The organism is Pseudomonas beijingensis, assembly GCF_030687295.1.
Classification (GTDB): Bacteria; Pseudomonadota; Gammaproteobacteria; order Pseudomonadales; family Pseudomonadaceae; genus Aquipseudomonas; species Aquipseudomonas beijingensis.
Window position 1 is genome coordinate 5,546,198 of record NZ_CP117425.1, and the last position, 18,670, is coordinate 5,564,867.

At 62.7% G+C, this 18,670-nt stretch carries 19 protein-coding genes; 10 read left to right on the top strand and 9 right to left on the bottom strand.

The window, feature by feature from the left end; translation table 11 throughout:
* Positions 1-91: 91 nt before the first annotated feature.
* The gene (locus PSH84_RS24635) at positions 92-661 is read right to left on the bottom strand and encodes a GNAT family N-acetyltransferase (protein ID WP_122565082.1); all 570 of its coding nucleotides are present in this window, start codon (positions 659-661) and stop codon (positions 92-94) included.
* Between the two features lie 73 nt (positions 662-734).
* On the opposite strand from PSH84_RS24635, the gene PSH84_RS24640 reads away from it, so the two are divergent.
* The gene (locus PSH84_RS24640; RefSeq protein WP_122565081.1) at positions 735-1,655 is read left to right on the top strand and encodes a histone deacetylase family protein; all 921 of its coding nucleotides are present in this window, start codon (positions 735-737) and stop codon (positions 1,653-1,655) included.
* Positions 1,656-1,934: 279 nt separating this feature from the next.
* The gene (locus tag PSH84_RS24645) at positions 1,935-3,176 is read left to right on the top strand and encodes a TIGR03862 family flavoprotein (RefSeq protein WP_305481944.1); all 1,242 of its coding nucleotides are present in this window, start codon (positions 1,935-1,937) and stop codon (positions 3,174-3,176) included.
* Between the two features lie 135 nt (positions 3,177-3,311).
* On the opposite strand, the gene rhlE1 is transcribed toward PSH84_RS24645, so the two are convergent.
* Positions 3,312-4,649 (bottom strand): RNA helicase RhlE1, encoded by a 1,338-nt coding sequence (rhlE1, locus tag PSH84_RS24650; RefSeq protein WP_305468595.1) that lies wholly within the window; start codon positions 4,647-4,649, stop codon positions 3,312-3,314.
* 58 nt (positions 4,650-4,707) lie between these two features.
* Positions 4,708-5,610 carry a drug/metabolite exporter YedA gene (gene yedA / locus PSH84_RS24655; protein ID WP_122565078.1) on the bottom strand — a complete coding sequence of 301 codons (903 nt, stop codon included), beginning with the start codon at positions 5,608-5,610 and terminating at the stop codon, positions 4,708-4,710.
* Between the two features lie 161 nt (positions 5,611-5,771).
* Here yedA and PSH84_RS24660 point away from each other — a divergent pair, with 161 nt between their 5' ends.
* Positions 5,772-6,224: an Lrp/AsnC family transcriptional regulator gene (locus PSH84_RS24660; RefSeq protein ID WP_025215612.1), complete on the top strand. Its 453-nt coding sequence runs from the start codon at positions 5,772-5,774 to the stop codon at positions 6,222-6,224.
* A gap of 132 nt (positions 6,225-6,356) precedes the next feature.
* On the opposite strand, the gene PSH84_RS24665 is transcribed toward PSH84_RS24660, so the two are convergent.
* The 3 genes from PSH84_RS24665 to PSH84_RS24675 all read right to left on the bottom strand — a co-directional run bounded on the left by PSH84_RS24665 (position 6,357) and on the right by PSH84_RS24675 (position 8,353).
* Complete coding sequence (locus tag PSH84_RS24665; protein WP_122565077.1) at positions 6,357-6,968, bottom strand: 3'-5' exonuclease; 612 nt, start codon at positions 6,966-6,968, stop codon at positions 6,357-6,359.
* Positions 6,969-6,989: 21 nt separating this feature from the next.
* Positions 6,990-7,469, bottom strand: coding sequence for a LabA-like NYN domain-containing protein (locus PSH84_RS24670; RefSeq protein ID WP_013694260.1), 480 nt, complete (start codon positions 7,467-7,469; stop codon positions 6,990-6,992).
* 128 nt (positions 7,470-7,597) lie between these two features.
* A complete protein-coding gene (locus tag PSH84_RS24675) occupies positions 7,598-8,353 on the bottom strand; it encodes a DUF2076 domain-containing protein (RefSeq protein ID WP_305481946.1) in 756 nt (251 codons plus the stop codon).
* Between the two features lie 175 nt (positions 8,354-8,528).
* Between PSH84_RS24675 and PSH84_RS24680 the strand changes: the two genes are divergently transcribed.
* Complete coding sequence (locus PSH84_RS24680) at positions 8,529-9,191, top strand: YciC family protein (RefSeq protein WP_305468598.1); 663 nt, start codon at positions 8,529-8,531, stop codon at positions 9,189-9,191.
* Positions 9,192-9,280: 89 nt separating this feature from the next.
* Entirely contained in the window at positions 9,281-10,360 is a 1,080-nt protein-coding gene (locus tag PSH84_RS24685) for an endonuclease/exonuclease/phosphatase family protein (protein WP_305468599.1), read from the top strand.
* A 134-nt stretch (positions 10,361-10,494) separates the two neighbouring features.
* Here the strand turns inward: PSH84_RS24685 and hrpB are convergent, their stop codons facing one another.
* Positions 10,495-13,011, bottom strand: a complete 2,517-nt coding sequence (hrpB, locus tag PSH84_RS24690; RefSeq protein WP_305481948.1) for an ATP-dependent helicase HrpB — start codon at positions 13,009-13,011, stop codon at positions 10,495-10,497.
* A 98-nt stretch (positions 13,012-13,109) separates the two neighbouring features.
* On the opposite strand from hrpB, the gene pmcY reads away from it, so the two are divergent.
* Positions 13,110-13,529: a periplasmic Zn2+ metallochaperone PmcY gene (pmcY, locus tag PSH84_RS24695; RefSeq protein WP_305481949.1), complete on the top strand. Its 420-nt coding sequence runs from the start codon at positions 13,110-13,112 to the stop codon at positions 13,527-13,529.
* A 28-nt stretch (positions 13,530-13,557) separates the two neighbouring features.
* Entirely contained in the window at positions 13,558-14,451 is an 894-nt protein-coding gene (locus tag PSH84_RS24700) for a cation diffusion facilitator family transporter (protein WP_305481951.1), read from the top strand.
* Between the two features lie 177 nt (positions 14,452-14,628).
* Here the strand turns inward: PSH84_RS24700 and PSH84_RS24705 are convergent, their stop codons facing one another.
* Positions 14,629-15,639, bottom strand: a complete 1,011-nt coding sequence (locus PSH84_RS24705) for a DUF6515 family protein (RefSeq protein WP_122565069.1) — start codon at positions 15,637-15,639, stop codon at positions 14,629-14,631.
* Between the two features lie 285 nt (positions 15,640-15,924).
* Between PSH84_RS24705 and PSH84_RS24710 the strand changes: the two genes are divergently transcribed.
* The 3 genes from PSH84_RS24710 to PSH84_RS24720 all read left to right on the top strand — a co-directional run bounded on the left by PSH84_RS24710 (position 15,925) and on the right by PSH84_RS24720 (position 18,024).
* Complete coding sequence (locus PSH84_RS24710) at positions 15,925-16,707, top strand: hypothetical protein (RefSeq protein ID WP_305468604.1); 783 nt, start codon at positions 15,925-15,927, stop codon at positions 16,705-16,707.
* Positions 16,708-17,044: 337 nt separating this feature from the next.
* A complete protein-coding gene (locus PSH84_RS24715) occupies positions 17,045-17,524 on the top strand; it encodes an Lrp/AsnC family transcriptional regulator (RefSeq protein WP_003185723.1) in 480 nt (159 codons plus the stop codon).
* Between the two features lie 290 nt (positions 17,525-17,814).
* Positions 17,815-18,024 carry a DUF2788 domain-containing protein gene (locus PSH84_RS24720; protein ID WP_039594082.1) on the top strand — a complete coding sequence of 70 codons (210 nt, stop codon included), beginning with the start codon at positions 17,815-17,817 and terminating at the stop codon, positions 18,022-18,024.
* Here the strand turns inward: PSH84_RS24720 and PSH84_RS24725 are convergent.
* Positions 18,019-18,585, bottom strand: a complete 567-nt coding sequence (locus PSH84_RS24725; protein ID WP_163006688.1) for a pseudouridine synthase — start codon at positions 18,583-18,585, stop codon at positions 18,019-18,021. The genes PSH84_RS24720 and PSH84_RS24725 overlap by 6 nt on opposite strands.
* Positions 18,586-18,670 lie beyond the last annotated feature (85 nt).

The following is an 18,670-nucleotide window of genomic DNA, read 5'->3' on the forward strand; positions in this document are numbered from 1 at the left end:
ACACAGCGCAATACCGCGCAGGCTAAGCCACGGCGGTGGATCGATTGTTGGCCCAGGCCATTTTGGCGGGCAGTATAAACGTCCGTGTCGGCTAACCGTGCAGGGTCTGCAACCACTGCTCACGATTGATGCGATAGAGCACATGGTGACGCAAAGGATGACCGACGGCGAGTGTCGGGTGCTCGAAGTCGTCCGCCGGGTCATGCTGCATGCCAATGGCCTGCATGACCTTTTGCGAGGGCAGGTTATCGACGGCGGTGAACGCCACCACTTCTTCCAGCGTCAACTGGTCGAAGGCACAACGCAGCGCGGTCCACGCCGCTTCGCTGGCATACCCCAGGCCCCAGTGCTCCCGGGCCAGGCGCCAGCCGATCTCGATGGCCGGCGTGAACGGCGCGTCGAACCCGACCACACCGAGCCCGGTAAAGCCAATGAAGGCCCCGGTGTCCTTGCGTTCCAGCGCCCACAAACCAAAACCATGCTCGGCGAAATGCCCACGCACGCGACCGATCAGGGCGGCGCTTTCCAGGCGGCTCAGGCGCGCCGGGAAATACCGCATCACCTGCGGATCGGCGCACATGGCGGCAAATTCCGGCAAGTCATCATCGCGCCACTGCCGCAAGAGCAACCGTGCGCTTTCCAGTTCCAGTATCGGCTCCATCTTCACTCCCTTTCCATGCCCCAGAGTCTACATCGCTGGTAGGATCCGTCACTCAATCACTACTGAAAACACCATGCCGCTACCGCTGATCTATCACGAAGACTACAGCCCCGAATTCCCGGCGGAACATCGTTTCCCCATGGACAAGTTTCGCCTGCTGCGCGATCACCTGGTGGACAGCGGCCTGACCCGCGACGCGGACCTGTTGCGCCCATCGCTGTGCCCGCCGGACATTCTCGCCCTGGCCCACGACCGTGGGTATATCGAACGCTACATGGGCGGCGAGTTGTCCCGCGAAGACCAACGGCGACTGGGTCTGCCCTGGAGCGAGGCCCTGGCCCGCCGAACGGTACGCGCCGTGGGCGGTTCGCTCCTGGCCGCCGAACAAGCCCTCGAACACGGACTGGCCTGCCACTTGGCCGGCGGCACCCATCACGCCCACTACGACCACCCGGCCGGGTTCTGCATTTTCAACGACCTGGCGGTGATCAGCCGCTATTTCCTGGCCAGCGGTCGGGTCTCGCGAGTGCTGATTTTCGATTGCGATGTGCATCAGGGCGACGGTACCGCCCGAATACTCCATGACACCCCGGACGCCGTGACAGTTTCCTTGCACTGCGAAAAGAATTTTCCCGCACGCAAAGCGCAAAGCGACTGGGACATCCCGCTGCCGATGGGCATGGGCGACGCCGCTTACTTGAACGTGGTGGACGATGCGCTCAACTACCTGCTGCCGCTCTACCAGCCGGACCTGGTGCTGTATGACGCCGGCGTCGACGTGCACAAGGACGACGCCCTCGGTTATCTGAAGCTGACGGACGAAGGCCTCGCCGCCCGGGACGAGAGCGTCATGCGCCATTGCCTGGGACGCGACATCCCGGTGGTCGGCGTGATCGGCGGAGGCTACAGCAAGGACCGCCAGGCCCTGGCCCGCCGCCACGGGATCCTGCACCACAGCGCACAAAGGGTCTGGACGTCATCAGGTTGTCATTGAAACCTGGGCTTTACCCACAATGCCTGTGGAGCGGCCTGTGGATAACCTGAGCGAAACGGCCTACAGGCTATGTCGCCTGTAGCGTGCAGAGGCTTGGCTATTTTTTGATCAGACTTCTCAAGAACACCTACCTTCCCATGTGGGAGCGAGCTTGCTCGCGATAGCGGAGTATCAGCCACATCAATCTCGCTGACACACCGCTATCGCGAGCAAGCTCGCTCCCACAGGGATTTGTGCTGATAGAATGCCCCGCCTATCCCAACCCCCACAGTTCACATCATGACCTCGACCGCCCAGCCCTCCTCCTCAAACATCGCCATCATCGGCGGCGGCCCCGCCGGCCTGATGGCGGCCGAGGTGTTGAGCCAGGCCGGCCTGCAGGTCGACCTGTACGACGGCATGCCATCGGTGGGCAGGAAATTCCTGCTGGCCGGCGTGGGCGGCATGAACATCACCCACTCCGAAGCCTTCCCGGCCTTCCTGTCCCGCTACGCCGAACGCGCGCCAAACCTCGCACCGCTGTTGCGGGCCTTCGGGGCGGATGAGTTATGCACATGGATCCACGGGTTGGGCATCGACACCTTTGTCGGCAGCTCCGGGCGGGTCTTTCCTACCGACATGAAGGCCGCTCCACTGTTGCGCGCCTGGCTCAAACGCCTGCGCGACGCTGGCGTGGTGATCCACACCCGTCATCGCTGGCTCGGCTGGAATCCCGATGGCAGCTTGCGCATCGCCTCGCCGGACGGTGAAAAAACCTTGCGCCCCAAGGCCACTTTGCTGGCGTTGGGCGGCGGCAGTTGGTCGCGCCTGGGCTCCGACGGCGCCTGGATGCTACCGCTGGAACAACGCGGCGTAGCGCTGGCGCCACTGCAACCGAGCAACTGCGGGTTCGAGGTCGAGGCCTGGAGCGACCTGATGATCAGCAAATTTGCCGGCGCCCCGCTCAAGAACATCGCCATGGGCCTGAACGACGATGTGCCACGCCTCGGCGAATGCGTGATCACCGCCACCGGCCTCGAAGGCAGCCTGGTCTATGCCCTGTCGGCAGCGATTCGCGAAACCATCAACCGACACGGCAGCGCGACCCTTCATATGGACCTGTTGCCGGGCCGGCCTGTGGATAAGATCCTCCAGGCCCTGAACAAACCGCGTGGGTCACGCTCGATGGCCAAGCACTTGCACAGCCAATTGGGGATCGACGGGGTCAAGGCGGCACTGTTGCGCGAGCTCACCCCGGTCGAGTGCTTCACTGACCCGGCACAACTGGCCCAGGCGATCAAAGCCCTGCCGATCACCCTGGTGAAGCCCCGGCCCCTGGACGAAGCCATCAGCAGCGCCGGTGGCGTGACGTTCGAAGCCCTGGATGAACGCCTGATGCTCAAGAAAGTGCCCGGCGTTTTCTGCGCCGGGGAAATGCTCGATTGGGAAGCGCCGACCGGCGGTTACCTGCTCACGGCGTGCTTTGCCAGCGGCCGGGCGGCGGGGTTGGGAATGGTGGAGTGGTTACAGCGTCTGGATTGAAGATCGAGGCGCGCCCATCGCGAGCAAGCTCGCTCCCACAGAAGATCTGTAGCGGACACCGGATCTGTGCACACCTGAGAACCACTGTGGGAGCGAGCTTGCTCGCGATAGCGATGTATCAGACGCCGCGAATCATCAAGGCTTACGCTTACGCGGCCCAGTGTTGAACACCGGCACTTTTCGCACAGGCTTGACCGAAGGTTCCACAGGCGCAGCGTCGCCACTGTCCACCCACTTGCCCAGGTTGCGCTTGCCGCCACCACCGGAGGTTTTCGGTTTCTTCGGCTTTTTCGGTTTCTTGATCACCTGGCCGCTGGCATCGGTGTCCGGTACCCGATGCTCGGGTTCGAAGTCCTGTTCCATCTGGCGAGTCAGCGTCTGACGCGTCAACATCTCGATGGCCGACAGCAAATTCACTTCATCGGCGCAGACCAGGGAGATCGCTTCCCCCGTCGAGCCCGCCCGACCGGTACGGCCGATGCGGTGGATGTAGTCCTCGGCGACGATCGGCAGGTCGAAGTTCACCACCAGCGGCAAATCCTCGATATCCAAACCACGGGCGGCGACGTCGGTGGCTACCAGGATCTGCACTTCACTGGCCTTGAAGCGGTCCAGCGCACGTTGGCGGGTGGCCTGGGGTTTGTCACCGTGGATACCGTCGGCGTTGACACCCAGGCCCTGGAGTTTTTCCACCAGCGCATCGACGCCGTTGCGGGTCTTGGCAAAGACCAGCACCTGCTTCCACTTGTTCTTGCGCATCAGGTGCACGAACAATTCCGGCTTGCGCTTCTTGTCCACCGTCACCACCCACTGCTTGACGGTGTTGGCGGCCACGTTGCGCGGGCTCACTTCAATGCTCAGCGGATCGTTGAGCATCTGCCCGGCCAGCAGGCGGATCGCATCGGAAAAGGTCGCAGAGAAAAGCAGCGTCTGGCGCTTCTTCGGCAGGGCCTTGTAGATATGCGCCAGCTCCTCGGAGAAGCCCAGGTCGAGCATGCGGTCGGCTTCGTCCAGCACCAGGGTCTGCAGTTGATTGAACTTCAGCGCGTTCTGGCGGAACAAGTCGAGCAAGCGACCCGGCGTGGCGACGAGCAGGTCGACGCCTTTGCGCAGCTTCATCATCTGCGGGTTGATGCTCACGCCGCCGTACACGGCGTAGGTGCTCAGCGGCAGGTTTTGCGCGTATTGACGAACGCTTTCATGGACCTGCTCAGCCAGTTCACGGGTCGGCACCAGGATCAACGCCCGCACCGAGTTGGCGGCGACCTTCGGCCCTTCGGTGGTCAGCAACTGCAACAGCGGCACCGCAAAACCGGCGGTCTTGCCGGTGCCGGTCTGGGCCGCGGCCATCAGGTCGCGACCGGCGAGCACCGCCGGCATGGCTTGGGCCTGAACCGGCGTCGGGGTCTGGTAGCCGAGCGTCTCGAGGGCGCGCAGCAAGGGTTCGATCAGGCCAAGGGTGGCGAAAGTCATGGAGATACCGTAGGAAAAATCAGCGCAAGGTGTGCAATGCGCGGCAGTTTACCCTAAATCAGGTGGCGGCCGGCGCAGGCTTGGGTTTGCGCCACTGCGGCAAGCCGATCAATACCACCGCACCGATGATCACCAACATCGCCAAGGCCTCCTCGAATCCGATGGTTTCACCGGCGAATACAATGCCCAGCAACACCGCCACGGCCGGGTTGACGTAGGCATAGCTGGTGGCCGCCGCCGGACGCACGTGCTTGAGCAGGTACATGTAGGCATTGAAGGCGATGATCGAACCGAAGCAAGTCAGGTAAGCCAAGGCGAGCCAGCCTTCCAGCGGCGGCATGCTCTCCAGGTGTTCGCCGCTGGCCACGCTGCCGATCAACAGCACCACACCGCCCACCAGCATTTCCACGGCGCTAGCCATCGCCCCCGCTGGCAACGGCAGGTGTTTGCTCAGCACCGAACCGAACGCCCAAGAGGCCGCCGCAAACACCAGCAACGTCGCCCCCAACGGGCTGGACTGCAGGTTGGAACCGAGGTTGAGCATGGCGATGCCGATCAAGCCCAGCGCAATCCCCGCCCATTCCAGACGGGTATTACGCGCGCCCCAGAAATAGCCGCACAGCAAGGTAAACAAAGGCACCGTCGCCACGGCCAACGCCGCGACCCCGGACGCCACGCCCGTGTGCTCGGCAACACTGACCGCGCCGTTGCCGAAACTGAGCAACAGCACGCCAATGATGGCCCCGGCCTTCCATTGTGCCCAGGTCGGTGCCGGTGCCCCGCGCCAGCGCAGGAAGCCGTACATCAGCGAACCGGCCAGCACAAAACGAATCCCGGCCAGCAGCAAAGGCGGCCAATGTTCCACGCCGATGCGAATCACCAGGTAAGTCGAGCCCCAGATGACATACAAGGCAAAGAAGGCAGCGATCAATGGCAGGGGGAAACGGCGTGGGCCAGGCATGTTCAGCTCGAAGTCAGGACAATGAGAGACGCTATTCTAGAAAGGCGACAGACGGAAATTAAGCTACAAAACCTGTTTATCCGGGCCATACACTTTTCAAAACGTGGAGATTGGCGCTATAAACCGCGCTTTCGAAAGTCACGTCATCTGGAAGCCAACCCGTGGATAAATACGACCGCATGCTGCTCGCCGCCCTGCTGGAAAACGGTCGTGCGTCCTACGCCGAATTGGCCCGCAAAGTGAACCTGTCAGCCCCGGCCGTGGCCGAACGAGTGAGCAAACTGGAAGCCAGCGGCGTCATCACCGGTTATCAGGCCAAAGTCGACATGGCGAAGATCGGCCTGCCGGTGCAGTGCGTCATCGAACTGCGAATGAACCAGCACGGCAACCAGAAGACCTACGACGAACTGTGCAAGATCCCACAACTGACCGAATGCCACCGGGTCACCGGCGACCCCTGCGTGATCATGCAGGCGGCGGTTGGCTCGATGCCCGAGCTGGAAGAGCTGATCAACCGCATCGCCAAGTTCGGTTTCAGCAAGACCTCGATCGTGCTGTCCAGCGCTATTGAAAAACGCGTGCCGTTGGGGCAGTTGGAAGGCAACGGTAAGTAATCCGCTCAACACAGACCAACCCTGTGGGAGCGAGCTTGCTCGCGATAGCTTTGGATCAGCCAACATTCATGTCGACTGACACACCGCAATCGCGAGCAAGCTCGCTCCCACAGTTTTTGTTTTGTGGTGTGTTTAGAACCCGCGATGCCGCTTGAGATGCTCGTTGATCTTCGCCGCCGGCACTTTTTGCAAACTGCACAGCAAATCATGGGACAACTCCCGCAGCCCATGCTTTTGCCGCAGTTCCGAAGCCAGGTGCGCGGTGAGGTTGGCGGCCATTTCGGCGTCGGCCATGGCCCGGTGAGCCTGGCCGGTGTGGGGCAAGCCGGCGAACGTGTTGAGCGTGCCGAGCTTGTGGTTCGGTGCCGCCGGCATCAAGCGCCGGGCCAGCAACAGGGAGCAGGCAAAATTCTGCAGGCGGGTGCGCTTGATGCGTCCCAGCTCGAAATCCCAGAACTTCTGGTCGAACGCGGCGTTGTGGGCCAGCAGCGGCGTGATGCCGACGAACTCGTTGACCTCGTTCATGACCTTTTCCGCCGACGGTGCGCTGCGCAGCATCGCGTTGCTGATGCCGGTCAGTTGCTCGATGAAGGCCGGCACCCGGACGCCGGCATTCATCAGGCTCTGGTAGCGGTCGACGATCCGGCCTTGCTCGAGCATCACCACCGCGATTTCAGTCGCCCGGCAACCGCTGCTCGGGGTGATCCCGGTGGTTTCAAAGTCGATGACTGCGATGCGTTCCAAACCTTTTGAACTCCGTGAAAATCAATTCTTGAGCAACAACGCGCCTTCGATGGGCACATAGCGACTGGCGGCGCGGATCAGCGAGTTGGCGGTCAACCCCGGCACGCCATAGGCCACGGCCTGCACACCGTGCTTCTGGATGATGCGTTCGAGCAACATGTCGAAATCGCCATCGCCGGAGGCCAGCACCACTTCATCGACGTGGTCGGCGGCGTCCATGATGTCCAGCGTGATGCCCACGTCCCAGTCGCCCTTGGCCGAGCCGTCGCTGCGCTGGATATAGGGCTTGAGCTTCACGATGAAACCCAGGTTGCGCAGGATCTGCTGGAATTGCTGTTGCTTGCTGTCACCGCGGTCGATCGCATAGGCATAGGCCTCGACAATCTGCCCCTGCTTGCTGACATCGGCCCACAGCGCGGCGTAGTTGAAATGGCAGCCGTAAGCCTGGCGCACGGTGTAGTAGAGGTTCTGGACATCGGCGAACACTGCAATTTTTTTCACCGCGTTTCCTCTTGGATGCACACGTACGCAGACCACCAGGGCCGAAAAGTCGCCCAGTATGCCAGCCAGAAGGATTGTTCCGCGAATAATCGGCCCGAGGCGCCAGGGCGCCCCGGACGAATGGCAGGTCAGACGAAGGAGTCGTCGTCGCCGAAGGAGGATGAATCGTCGCTGTAGTCCGCGTCGCTGAACCCGCCCTGGTCGTTGCCGTAGGCGTCGTTATCGGCCACCCGCGAATCATCGCCCCAGCCGTTGTCGCCGTTGTTGGCAGTGTCGTTGACCGGTTGCGCCGGTTCTTCCTTGATGACCTCGACGATTTCCTGGGGTTGCTGGTTACTGTGGAACAGACTGCTGATGCCTTGGGCCAGCATCACGCCGCCAGCCACGCCCGCCGCGGTTTTCAGCGCACCGCCGAGGAAGCTGCCCGCTGCCGGGGCCTGCTGCGGTGCGCCATAATTGCCGGACGGCGCGCCGAAGCCCTGTTGGGGCGGGGCATTGAAGGACGGTTGCGCCGGTTCGCGCCAACCACCACCGCTGGAAGCCGGCGCGCTCGTCGGGCGCGAGTCCCGCGGGCTGCCGCCGAAAATACTCGAGAGGAAACCACCGCCACCGCTGGGGGCCGGCGCTTGCTTGCGAGCCTGTTGCAGCTCGGCCTGCAATTGCTCGACCTGCTGGGCGAGTTGCTTGTTCTGCTCATCGAGGCGCTTGATCGCGGCCTCCTGCACCAGGATCGCCTGGGCCATGAAATAGCCCGCCGCTGGCTGGCTCGCCAGGTGTTCCTTGATCCGCGCCTCGGCCTGGGCATCGCGCGGGGCTGAATCCTTTTCGGCCTGTTGCAGCCGTGAAAACAGTCCATCGATCAGGGTTTGTTCTTCGCTGTTCATGGCGACCTCATTCGATTGCCGGGTAGAAACCATTCCGATCCCAAAGACCGGTGCCCATCAGTAATGGGGCTCGCCGGAAAGCTTTCAATGGTCTTTACCTGATGTTTACGTTTGTTTATGCGGTCACCTGATGGGTAAAGTGTCGGACCGCTTTTTTGAATTGCGATACCGCCCCATGAATCCGTTAGAAGTACTGCGTGACTCCTTGTATTTTTTCAAGCGCCATCTGGGCCGGATCGCCCAACTGTGCCTGCCACTGGTGATACTCGAGGCGTTGCTGCAGCAAGGCGTGGACAGCGCCCTCGGCCCCGAGGGTTTCCCCGGCTACAGCGTGATTGTCGGGCTGCTGGTGTACCCGCTGTACACCGCCGCATTGATCCTGTTTCTCGACACCCGCAGCCGCGGTGAAGCGCCACGCACGCGCGATCTGCTCGCAATGGCCCTGACCCTGTGGCCACGCTTTGCCTTGCTGACGGCCCTCAATACGCTGCTGATCCTGGTGGGGCTGTCGTTGTACTTCCTGCCGGGCCTGTGGCTGATGGTGACCCTGGCCTTCGGCGAATACCTGTTGGTCCTCAGGGGCATGGCCCCCTTGGCGGCGATGAAGGAAAGCCTGAACATGTCTCGCGGCAATTTCTGGCGAGTCCTGTTGTGCATTCTGTGTGTGATGACCCCGCTGTGGCTGCTCAAGGGCGCCAGCGTCTCGATGTATCCGTCGCCGCAGAACCCCGTGGTCAGCTTGCTGATCGACAGCATCCACAGCTTCCTGCAACTGTTCACCACCGTGGTGCTGTTCCGCCTGTTCATGCTGATCGAAGCCAAGCCCGGGAGCCGCTGATCGCACACGGCGAGCGCCTGGGCTTGGGCTTGAGAACCGCTCTCGGTTATGCTCGGGAGCACTTTTGCGTTTCGCCCATAAGCCGAGCCATGACCCGTCTATTGCGCTACACCTTGCTGGGCCTGCTGTTGATCCTCAGCCTGGCCGCCCTGTCGATCTACGGCCTGACCTGGCGGCCACAACCCCGGGAAACCGTACCGGTCAGTTGCACCGCCAACGCAGCAAAGCTGGCGCCCGGCCAAGCCTTGAAGGTGATGACCTGGAACGTCCAGTTCCTCGCCGGCAAGCGCTACGTGTTCTGGCACGACCTGGCCCAGGGCGACGATGAAAGCCCGACCCTGGAAGACATGGCCTTCAGCCTCGACGAAGTGGCCCGGGTCATCCGCGACGAGCAACCGGACATCGTGCTGCTCCAGGAACTGGACAAGGGCGCCAAGGCCAGCGATTACCAGGACCAGCTCAAGCTGTTGCAAGAGCGCTTGGCCGACCTCTATCCGTGCGGCACCAGCGCCTTCGACTGGAAAGCCGACTTCATCCCCGACCCGCACATCTTCGGCAGCGTCGGCCGGCAACTGGCGACCCTGAGCCGCTACCGCATCGACCATGCCGAACGGGTGCAACTGCCGGTGGCCGACGCCAATTTCATCAGCCGTCAGTTCCAGCCGAAAAATGCCTTGTTGGTGAGTTATCTATCACTGAGCGACGGCGGCCAGTTGGCAGTACTTAACACCCATCTGGAACGGGCCAGCGAACCGGACGAAACCCTGCCCAGACAAATCACCGCCGTGACCAAGGCACTGGACAAGTTCGAATCCGCGGGCACGCCCTGGCTGATCGGCGGCGACTTCAACCTGCTGCCCCTGGGTCAGTACCGGCGCCTGCCGTCCGAGCAACGCACGCCCTACTCCGCCGACAGCCCCCTGCACCTGCTGTGGGACAAATACCCAATGATCCCCACCAACAACGAAGCCAGCGGCATCGACCGCGAACACTGGCTGACCCACTACCCGAACGACCCCGGCCTCAACGGCCCCGACCGCACCGTCGACTACCTGTTCTACAGCCCCCGGATCAAACGGGTTGAAGCCCAGGTAAGGCAGGATGACACCTTGCGCATCTCCGATCATTTGCCGGTGATAGCACGGTTTTTGTTGCCGGCAATGCCGTGATTTGAGCCCCATCACCGAACAACTGTGGGAGCGGGCTTGCTCGCGAATACGGTGGGTCAGTTACATAAATTATTGACTGACACTCCGCATTCGCGAGCAAGCCCGCTCCCACAAAGGTTTTGTGTCGGCCCCAATTACTTACGCGGCTTGACCCGCGCCGTCGCCTCCGCCACCAGCGGATCATCCGGCCAGTAATGCTTGGGATACCGCCCCTTGAGATCCTTCTTCACCTCGGCGTAGGTGCTGCGCCAGAAGTTCGCCAGGTCCTGGGTGACCTGTACCGGTCGGCGCGCCGGGGACAGCAGGTGCAACTTGACCACCTGCCGCCCGCCGGCAATGCGCGGGGTGTCGGCCAGGCCGAAGAGTTCCTGCAAGCGCACCGCCAGGATCGGCGGATGCTCGCTGTAGTCCAGGCGAATCGACGAACCCGAGGGCACGCTCAAATGGTGCGGCGCCAGTTCATCCAAGCGTTGCGGCAGGGGCCAGGGCAACAGGTTGTGAACGATGCTCGACAGGTCCAGGTTGGCGAAATGGCTGAGGCGCGAGACGCGGCCCAGGTACGGCATCAACCAATGCTCAAGGCTGTCCAGCAAGGCGCCGTCGCTGACGTCCGGCCACTCGCTTTCACCCTTGGTGTCCAGGTCCAGACGACGCAGCAGCGCCACCCGCGCCTGCCATTGCCGCAGTTCCGGGGTCCAGGGCAACAATTCCAGGCCCTTGCGCCGCACCAGGTTCACCAGGGCCTGGCTACGGGCTGACTCATCCAGGCCGGTCAACGGTTCGCGGCTGAGCACCAGTTCGCCGACCTTGCGCTGGCGCTCGGCTCGCAGCACGCCTTCGCGCTCGTCCCAATCCAGTTGATCCACCGTGCGCACTTGCTCGGCCAATACCGACTCGAACAGTGCCGGGTCGAAATCCGTCGCCAGGTAGATCCGCTCTTCCCGCTGGCCCTGGCGACTGCCCAGGTCGGCGATCACCAGCCACGCTTGTTTCATCAGGCTGTCAGCCTCGGCAAACAGCGCCGCACGGCCGTTGGCCAGGCGATACTCCGCGCCGCCGGGCCGGCGCTGTTGGGCAACGCGGTCCGGGTAAGCCAAGGCCAGCAACGCGCCGAGCCAGCGCGGATGGTCGGGATCGGCCACGGCTTCTTCAGCCTTGCCCCGCAAATAGCCGCGATATTGCCGGGCCAGTTGCCGTGCCCGCTGTACCCCGCCCTGAGCGCCCCGCGCCGCCCGTTCTTCGCCGGACAGCAAGGCCAGGCGACTGTGCAGGTCCGCGCCGGCGCCACGGAGAATGTCGCGCTCGCCCAACAGTGCGGCGACGTTGCAGGCCATGTCCGCCAGTCCCAGGGCCTGGCCGCGCAACAGCAGGTGGGCGATACGCGGGTGGGCCGGCAGTTCGGACATGGCCTGGCCGTGGCGGGTCAGTTGCTCGCCCTCCAGCGCGCCCAGGCGTTGCAGCAGGTCCTGGGCCTGGGCATACGCCGCGGCGGGTGGGACGTCGAGCCAGACCAGTTGCTGCGGCGTCACACCCCAGCGTCCCAACTGCAGGGCCAACCCGGCCAGGTCCGCCGACAGGATCTCCGCGCTGCCGTAAGCGGCCAATTGTTCATGCTGGTCTTCGGACCACAACCGGTAGCACACCCCCGGCTCCAGGCGCCCGGCGCGACCGGCCCGCTGGGTGGCGCTGGCCCGGGAAATGCGCTGGGTGTCGAGCCGGGTCATGCCGCTGCCCGGGTCGAAACGCGGTACCCGGGCCAGTCCGGCGTCGATCACCACCCGCACGCCATTGATGGTCAGGCTGGTTTCGGCAATGTTGGTGGCCAACACCACCTTGCGCTGGCCGGGTGGCGCCGGGTCGATGGCGGCGCGTTGAGCGGCGAGGTCCAGTTCACCGTACAACGGGCAGAGCAAGACGTTGCCGCCTTCGCCCAGGGTCTCGGCCAGTTGCTGATGGACTCGACGGATCTCCGCCTGCCCAGGCAGGAACACCAAGACGCTGCCGGTTTCATCGTGCAGTGCTTCAAGCACGGTCTGCACCAGCCGTGGCTCGATGAACTCGCCAGGCTGGAATGGCCGGCCCCAGCGCACCGTCACCGGGAACATGCGGCCTTCGCTGCGCAGGATCGGCGCGTTGTCCAACAACCCGGCCAGGCGTTCGCCTTCCAGGGTGGCGGACATCAGCAGGATCTTCAGCGGCTGGTCGTCGCGAAACAACTCCCGACCGTTGAGGCTCAAGGCCAGGGCCAGGTCGGCGTCGAGGCTGCGTTCATGGAACTCGTCGAAAATCAGCAGCCCCACACCTTCCAGCGCCGGATCGTCCTGCAAACGGCGTGTGAGAATGCCTTCGGTGACCACCTCGATGCGGGTCTTGGGCCCGACCTTGCTGTCGAGGCGAATCCTATAGCCAACCGTCTCACCGACCTTCTCCCCCAGTTCGCTGGCCAGCCGCTCGGCCGCCGCCCGTGCCGCCAGGCGCCGGGGTTCGAGCATCAGGATGGTCTGCCCGGCCAGCCAGGGCTCGTTCAGCAAGGCCAGGGGAACGCGGGTGGTTTTACCAGCACCGGGCGGCGCTTCAAGCACGGCTTCGTGGCGCAAGGCCAGGGCTTGGCGCAGGGCGGGTAAAACTTCATCAATCGGCAAAGAAATCATGCTGGCTCCAAAACAGAGGGCCGAGTATAACGGCGAACTGTTTAGCGTGGTCTGGACTCCAACCAGCAACGCCTCTACTACCTGTTCAGGAGATTGCTATGCGTATTCCCTCTCGCGTGATCGGTGGCGTGCTGGTCGCCACCCTGCTGACCCAGATCAGCGCCTGTGGCTCGATCTTCTACCCGGACCGTCGCGGCCAGATCGACGGCAAGATCGACCCGGCCATCGCCGCCCTCGATGCCGTCGGCCTGCTGTTCTACATCATCCCCGGCCTGATCGCGTTCGCCGTGGACTTTGCCACCGGCGCCATCTATTTCGAGCCGGGCCGCAGCGTGCAGATCGAGCCAGAGAAACTCAAGCCGGCCATCAACCCCGACGGCACAGTCAATAACCAAAAACTGCAGGCGATCCTGGAACGCGAACTGGGCCGCAGCTTCCCGCTGGGCGATCCTCGCCTGATCCAACACAAAGGCAGCGCGCAGCAACTGGCCACGCTCGGTCTCAAACCGACCGCATGACCGGCGCTGCAGAAGGAACGACCGCGCCATGACCACCAGTACCGAACACGCTCGCCTGTTGCGCCTGGCCACCCGGGCGTCGGTGGCCGTAGCCCTTGTCCTGATCGTCGCCAAGGCCCTGGCCTGGTGGCTCAGCGGTTCGGTGAGCATGCTCGCCGGCCTGACCGACTCGGCTCTGGACGGCGTCACCTCGCTGCTCAATCTGCTGGCGGTGCATTACGCCCTGCGCCCCGCCGACGATGACCATCGCTATGGTCATGGCAAGGCCGAATCCCTGGCCGGCATGGCCCAGGCGCTGTTTATCGGCGGCAGTGCGGTATTGATTGCCTTGCAGGCCTTTGAGCGCCTGAAAGAGCCGGTGCCGGTGGACGAGCCCTGGCTCAGCGTCGGCGTGATCGTGTTTTCCCTGGGGCTGACCCTGGCGCTGCTGGCGTTGCAGCATCGGGTCATCCGCGCTACCGGTTCCAACGCCGTGCGCGCCGATTCGCTGCACTATCGCTCCGACCTGTTGCTCAACGGCAGCATCCTGGTCGCGCTGGTATTGGCCGGGTTCGGCTGGTATCAACTCGACGCCTGGTTCGGCCTGGGCATTGCGGCGTACATCCTGTGGAGCGCCATCCAGATCGCCCGGGAAAGCTTCGCGGTGCTGATGGATGAAGAACTGCCGCCCGACGTCAGCCAGCGCATGCTGGAACTGGCCTGTGCCGTACCCGGCGTGCTCGTCGCCCATGACCTGCGTACGCGGGTCTCCGGTAACCACTGGTTCGTGCAACTGCACCTGGAGTTGCCGGGGGAACTGACCCTGTCAGTGGCCCATGGCATCAGCGACCAGGCCGCCGATGCCATCCATCGTGCTTACCCGAAGGCCGAGGTTCTGGTGCATGCCGATCCGTCGGAAGTGGTGAAGCGCGCCAGCGCATAAGCTGTCGAACATCGAACCTGTGGCGAGGGGATTTATCCCCGCTGGACTGCGAAGCAGTCCCAAAGCAGCGACTCAACCGTTCTGGCACACCGAGTTGTGGAACCTGAGGGCTGCTCCGCAGCCCAGCGGGGATAAATCCCCTCGCCACAAGAACGGGCATTCCCCTCTTCTCAAAACTCAGTACGTCACCTGATACCCACGACTGCTCAAGCAACTGCCCTGGGCCTGGCGATAGGTCTGCACCACTTCAGGTGCCGGTGGGTAGGTGTAGTTGCGCGGATCGAACCCGCTCTGCTGCACCGCCCAGCGATAGCAGTCGTAGCCATCCTGATTGACCTGCTCGGGCGACTGGCCGTTGGCCGGATAGGCCACCACATCGAAACTGTTGCCTTGGGGCTGCGGCTGCGGGTTGGCGACCGGCGCATCGACCACGACGTAATCCTGAGTGTTGGCTTCGTAGATGTAATAGGCGCCGGCCGCGAGGAAGAATAGCGAACTGCCGATCCACACTTCCCGGGCGTAATCGGGCAGGTAACGGGTGCGGATGCCCCGCGGTGGCGCGACCACCACATAACGCGGCCCTTGAGGGCGATACCAGTAGCCGCCCGAATAGAAATAGTCCTGGCCGCGATAAGGCACACGGTAGTTGCGATCCGGGAAACGGTCGATCACATAACCAGGACGGTATTGCGGCCCCGGCCCCCAACCGTTGCCGTGCCCACCCGGCCGGCCGGGCCAAGGCCGATCGGGACGGCCGTCATGGTCAGGACGCGGACCTGCGTTCGGATAACCATCGTTGCGCCGAGGAATATCGCGGTAATACCCCGGTTGCGGCTCACGGGTCTGGGTCACGCTGTCGGGCCGGCCCTGAATGGGCAAGTTGTTGCCAGGCTGCGGCTGCGGGCGGCCATGGCCGTTGGGGTCTTGAGGCCCACGGTCATAGTGCTGGCCGCCCTGGTATTGCGGCTGCGGCTTGACCTCGAACTGGCGACTGTTGTCGCCCCGAATGATTTCGTTGCTCTGCGGCCTTGGCTGGCCCGAGTAACCCTGGCCGTTGCCGCCGCGCCCGTCCGGCCCGTGACTGCCATCCGGGCCGCCACGGTTTTGCTGATCGTCGGCCATTCCCTGCGCACTGACACTTGCCCACAACAGACCAACACCTGCCAAACGCCAGATGCGCGACTTCATGAAATTCCTCACAACGGTTCAGGGCCTGATGATAAGACTGGAAAAGCCCAGGCCGGTTCTGCGACAGGTTATCAGCCACGGGGTTTATTTCGCAGGCTGCTGAAAGTTTTCCTCTAAGATGCCTATCGATTTCGCCGGTTGACAGGACTTCCGTTCACCCGTAACGACTACCGGCATCTGTCGCAATGAGCCAATCAAGGGAGTGAAGGCATGTCAATTCCATTCAGGTGGGGTCAAGGGCACCTCATGCGGATCCTCGTCACGAGGATCCGTCTTGGTGCTCTGATGCTGCTGCCCGTAGCCCTGTCGGCCTGCGGGCATGCACCGCTGGTGCAGGAAAACGACAGACGTCTAAGCCGTATGTTGTGTGAAGTAGGGGAGCAGCGGGTAACGTTGAGTCCGCGTTTTTCTTACGATCTGCCTGGACCGCTGCGCCATACGCCATGTGGCACCTTGGAAAGCGGTTTCGACTATGACAAGCGACGTGATGTGCAAACGGCAGGTACCACCGGCAGCTTTCGGGCCGGAGCGCTTGAAATACTGGCCTCATCATTGTCCCTCGTCGTAGAGGGTTGGCTCGATGGGCGGGAAGAAGGCACCTTGTATACCCCGGAACAATTTCTCCAATACCAACTTGCCTTAATGGATGTGACTTCAAGCAAAGCACGGCCGCAGGACATCAACTGGGTCACTCACCGGAGCATGCAGTGCCTTCGCTTCCACAACGTCTGGCATGGCCCGTCGGGATCCTGGGAAGAGGACGTAAAATACTGGTGTTGGGAAAACCAGAGCGGTCTGAAACAACCGTTCTCGGTCAGCGCCGGCCAACGCTTACCCGAAGGCACCAAGGGCTACGACCTGGATCAGGCCTTTATCCTGCCCTTCTTCCAGAGCCTGAAAATCAATCGCCTGTCCGATACCGCCCTGGCCGAGGCTGACGCAAAAATCAAAGCCGCCTGCGCCCACGTCAAATCCCGCTATGACCAGCATCTGAACTGGGGCGACGACTATCCAGACAAACGCCTGACCCGCCAACGCCTGCGCTCTTGCGGATATGACGCGCCCTAGCCAAAGCAGAATCTGCGCCCAATAAAAAAGGGAGACCCGTCGGCCTCCCCTTGAGAATTTCGTCCGTGCGCGACGCTTATGACGTCGGCTCACCTCACGCCGTCTTCTGGACGGTGTGCAGCTCGGGGGTCTGCCAGTACCGGTGGGTACTGCGACCGCAGCCGGCCTGATTGGGCGGGCTGCACTGGACTGTTTGTCCGAGCAGTGATCTTGGTGGTAAGCATAAGCCTGGGGTGCCGACGGATGATTGCGAAGATTGCTTAAATAAACATCACTTGCGCAATTTTTAACCCCGGATAGATAATCTGCCGCAATTATCAAGATAAAGGCCCGACCGATGAGCAAACTCGACCGTTACGACCTGAGCATTCTGGCGGAATTGCAGCGCGACGCGCGCATCTCCAACCAGGAACTGGCCGAACGCATCGGCCTGTCGCCCTCCCCTTGCTCGCGACGGGTCAAGCAGTTGGAAGATGACGGCTACATCACCCGCCAGGTCGCCCTGCTCGACCGCAAGCTGCTGGGCCTGAGCCTGACGGCTTATGTGCTGATCGGCATGGACCGCCACACACCCGAGCGCTTCGAGAACTTCGAAGCCGCCATCCGCAACCTGCCGCAAGTGCTGGAGTGCAGCTTGGTCACCGGCATGGACGCGGACTATCAGCTCAAGGTGGTGGTGCCGGACATGGACCATTACCAGAAACTGCTGTTGGGGCACCTGACCCGGATCGATGGCGTCACCAGCGTGCGTTCGAGCTTTGTGCTGAACCAGGTGCTTAACAGTACCGAGCTGCCGTTGACTCATCTGCGCAGTTGAAGGCGCCATCGCGAGCAGGCTCGCTCCCACATGGGTTCCGGATGCTCACAGAAATCGCGCCCACCGCAAATCCGTGTGGGAGCGAGCTTGCTCGCGATAGCGGTGGTTCAGCTTGCATTGACGTTGGATGTGCTACCGCCATCGCGAGCAAGCTCGCTCCCACATGGGTCTATAGCGTCAGCCCAGGCGATGAATAGCTGCGACACACCGCCGCAGGCCAATCCCCCACCCGCCCCCCATGCCTTATACTCGCCGCGCCTTTTCAATCCCGCCCACGCCGGAGTGTCCTGATGGATCCTGCTGTTTTCGAAGAGTGGATGATGACCGGCCTGGTCAGCATCCTGATCATTTTCATGGGTTTCATCGTCTGGGACCTGGCGAAGAAGTCCAAGGCCGGGCGTTTTGGCTCGTTCATCCTGTTTTTCGTGCTGGGCCTCGGCGTGGCCGCGTTCATCATCAAGAGCGTGGTGATCGGCCTGATCGAATCCGGGACGCTATAAGCGCGCCGGCACTTCCTTCCACTGGCCCTGGTCGAGCCCTTCGAGCGTCCAGTCACCGATCCTGACCCGCACCAGGCGCAGTGTCGGCAAACCCACCGCAGCGGTCATGCGTCGCACCTGACGGTTGCGCCCTTCGCGGATCACCAGCTCCAGCCAGCTCGTGGGCACGCTTTTACGAAAACGCACCGGCGGGTTGCGCGGCCACAATTGTGGCTCGTCCAATTGCCGCGCCTCGGCCGGCAACGTCATGCCGTCGTTCAATTCCACGCCCTCGCGCAAACGCTGCAATTGTTCAGCGCTCGGCTCACCCTCGACTTGCACCCAATAGGTCTTGGCCAGCTTGTGTTTGGGGTCGGCAATACGCGCCTGCAACTGCCCATCGTTGGTCAGCAACAGTAACCCTTCGCTGTCGCGATCCAGCCGCCCGGCCGGGTAGATGCCCGGTACGTCGATAAAATCCTTGAGCGTCGCCCGCCCCTCACCGTCGCTGAATTGCGTCAGCACATCGAAGGGTTTATTGAACAGGATCAGCTTTGGCTCGGCCGGCGGAGCCTTGGCCACACGGCGCGGGGCTGCGGCGGGGAGCTTCGCGCCAGGGCGACGGGAAGCGGGGCGTGGGGGACGGGGCATGGCGAATACAACATCT

Bases quoted from the DNA above. Each gene is read 5' to 3' on its own strand.
- PSH84_RS24715 (WP_003185723.1), top strand. From the start codon at position 17,045: ATGAGCAAACTCGACCGTTACGACCTGAGCATTCTGGCGGAATTGCAG.
- hrpB (WP_305481948.1), bottom strand. From the start codon at position 13,011: ATGATTTCTTTGCCGATTGATGAAGTTTTACCCGCCCTGCGCCAAGCC.
- PSH84_RS24680 (WP_305468598.1), top strand. From the start codon at position 8,529: ATGAATCCGTTAGAAGTACTGCGTGACTCCTTGTATTTTTTCAAGCGC.
- PSH84_RS24705 (WP_122565069.1), bottom strand. From the start codon at position 15,639: ATGAAGTCGCGCATCTGGCGTTTGGCAGGTGTTGGTCTGTTGTGGGCA.
- PSH84_RS24685 (WP_305468599.1), top strand. From the start codon at position 9,281: ATGACCCGTCTATTGCGCTACACCTTGCTGGGCCTGCTGTTGATCCTC.
- PSH84_RS24635 (WP_122565082.1), bottom strand. From the start codon at position 661: ATGGAGCCGATACTGGAACTGGAAAGCGCACGGTTGCTCTTGCGGCAG.
- PSH84_RS24720 (WP_039594082.1), top strand. From the start codon at position 17,815: ATGGATCCTGCTGTTTTCGAAGAGTGGATGATGACCGGCCTGGTCAGC.
- PSH84_RS24645 (WP_305481944.1), top strand. From the start codon at position 1,935: ATGACCTCGACCGCCCAGCCCTCCTCCTCAAACATCGCCATCATCGGC.
- PSH84_RS24640 (WP_122565081.1), top strand. From the start codon at position 735: ATGCCGCTACCGCTGATCTATCACGAAGACTACAGCCCCGAATTCCCG.
- PSH84_RS24675 (WP_305481946.1), bottom strand. From the start codon at position 8,353: ATGAACAGCGAAGAACAAACCCTGATCGATGGACTGTTTTCACGGCTG.
- PSH84_RS24710 (WP_305468604.1), top strand. From the start codon at position 15,925: ATGCTGCTGCCCGTAGCCCTGTCGGCCTGCGGGCATGCACCGCTGGTG.
- yedA (WP_122565078.1), bottom strand. From the start codon at position 5,610: ATGCCTGGCCCACGCCGTTTCCCCCTGCCATTGATCGCTGCCTTCTTT.
- PSH84_RS24700 (WP_305481951.1), top strand. From the start codon at position 13,558: ATGACCACCAGTACCGAACACGCTCGCCTGTTGCGCCTGGCCACCCGG.
- pmcY (WP_305481949.1), top strand. From the start codon at position 13,110: ATGCGTATTCCCTCTCGCGTGATCGGTGGCGTGCTGGTCGCCACCCTG.
- rhlE1 (WP_305468595.1), bottom strand. From the start codon at position 4,649: ATGACTTTCGCCACCCTTGGCCTGATCGAACCCTTGCTGCGCGCCCTC.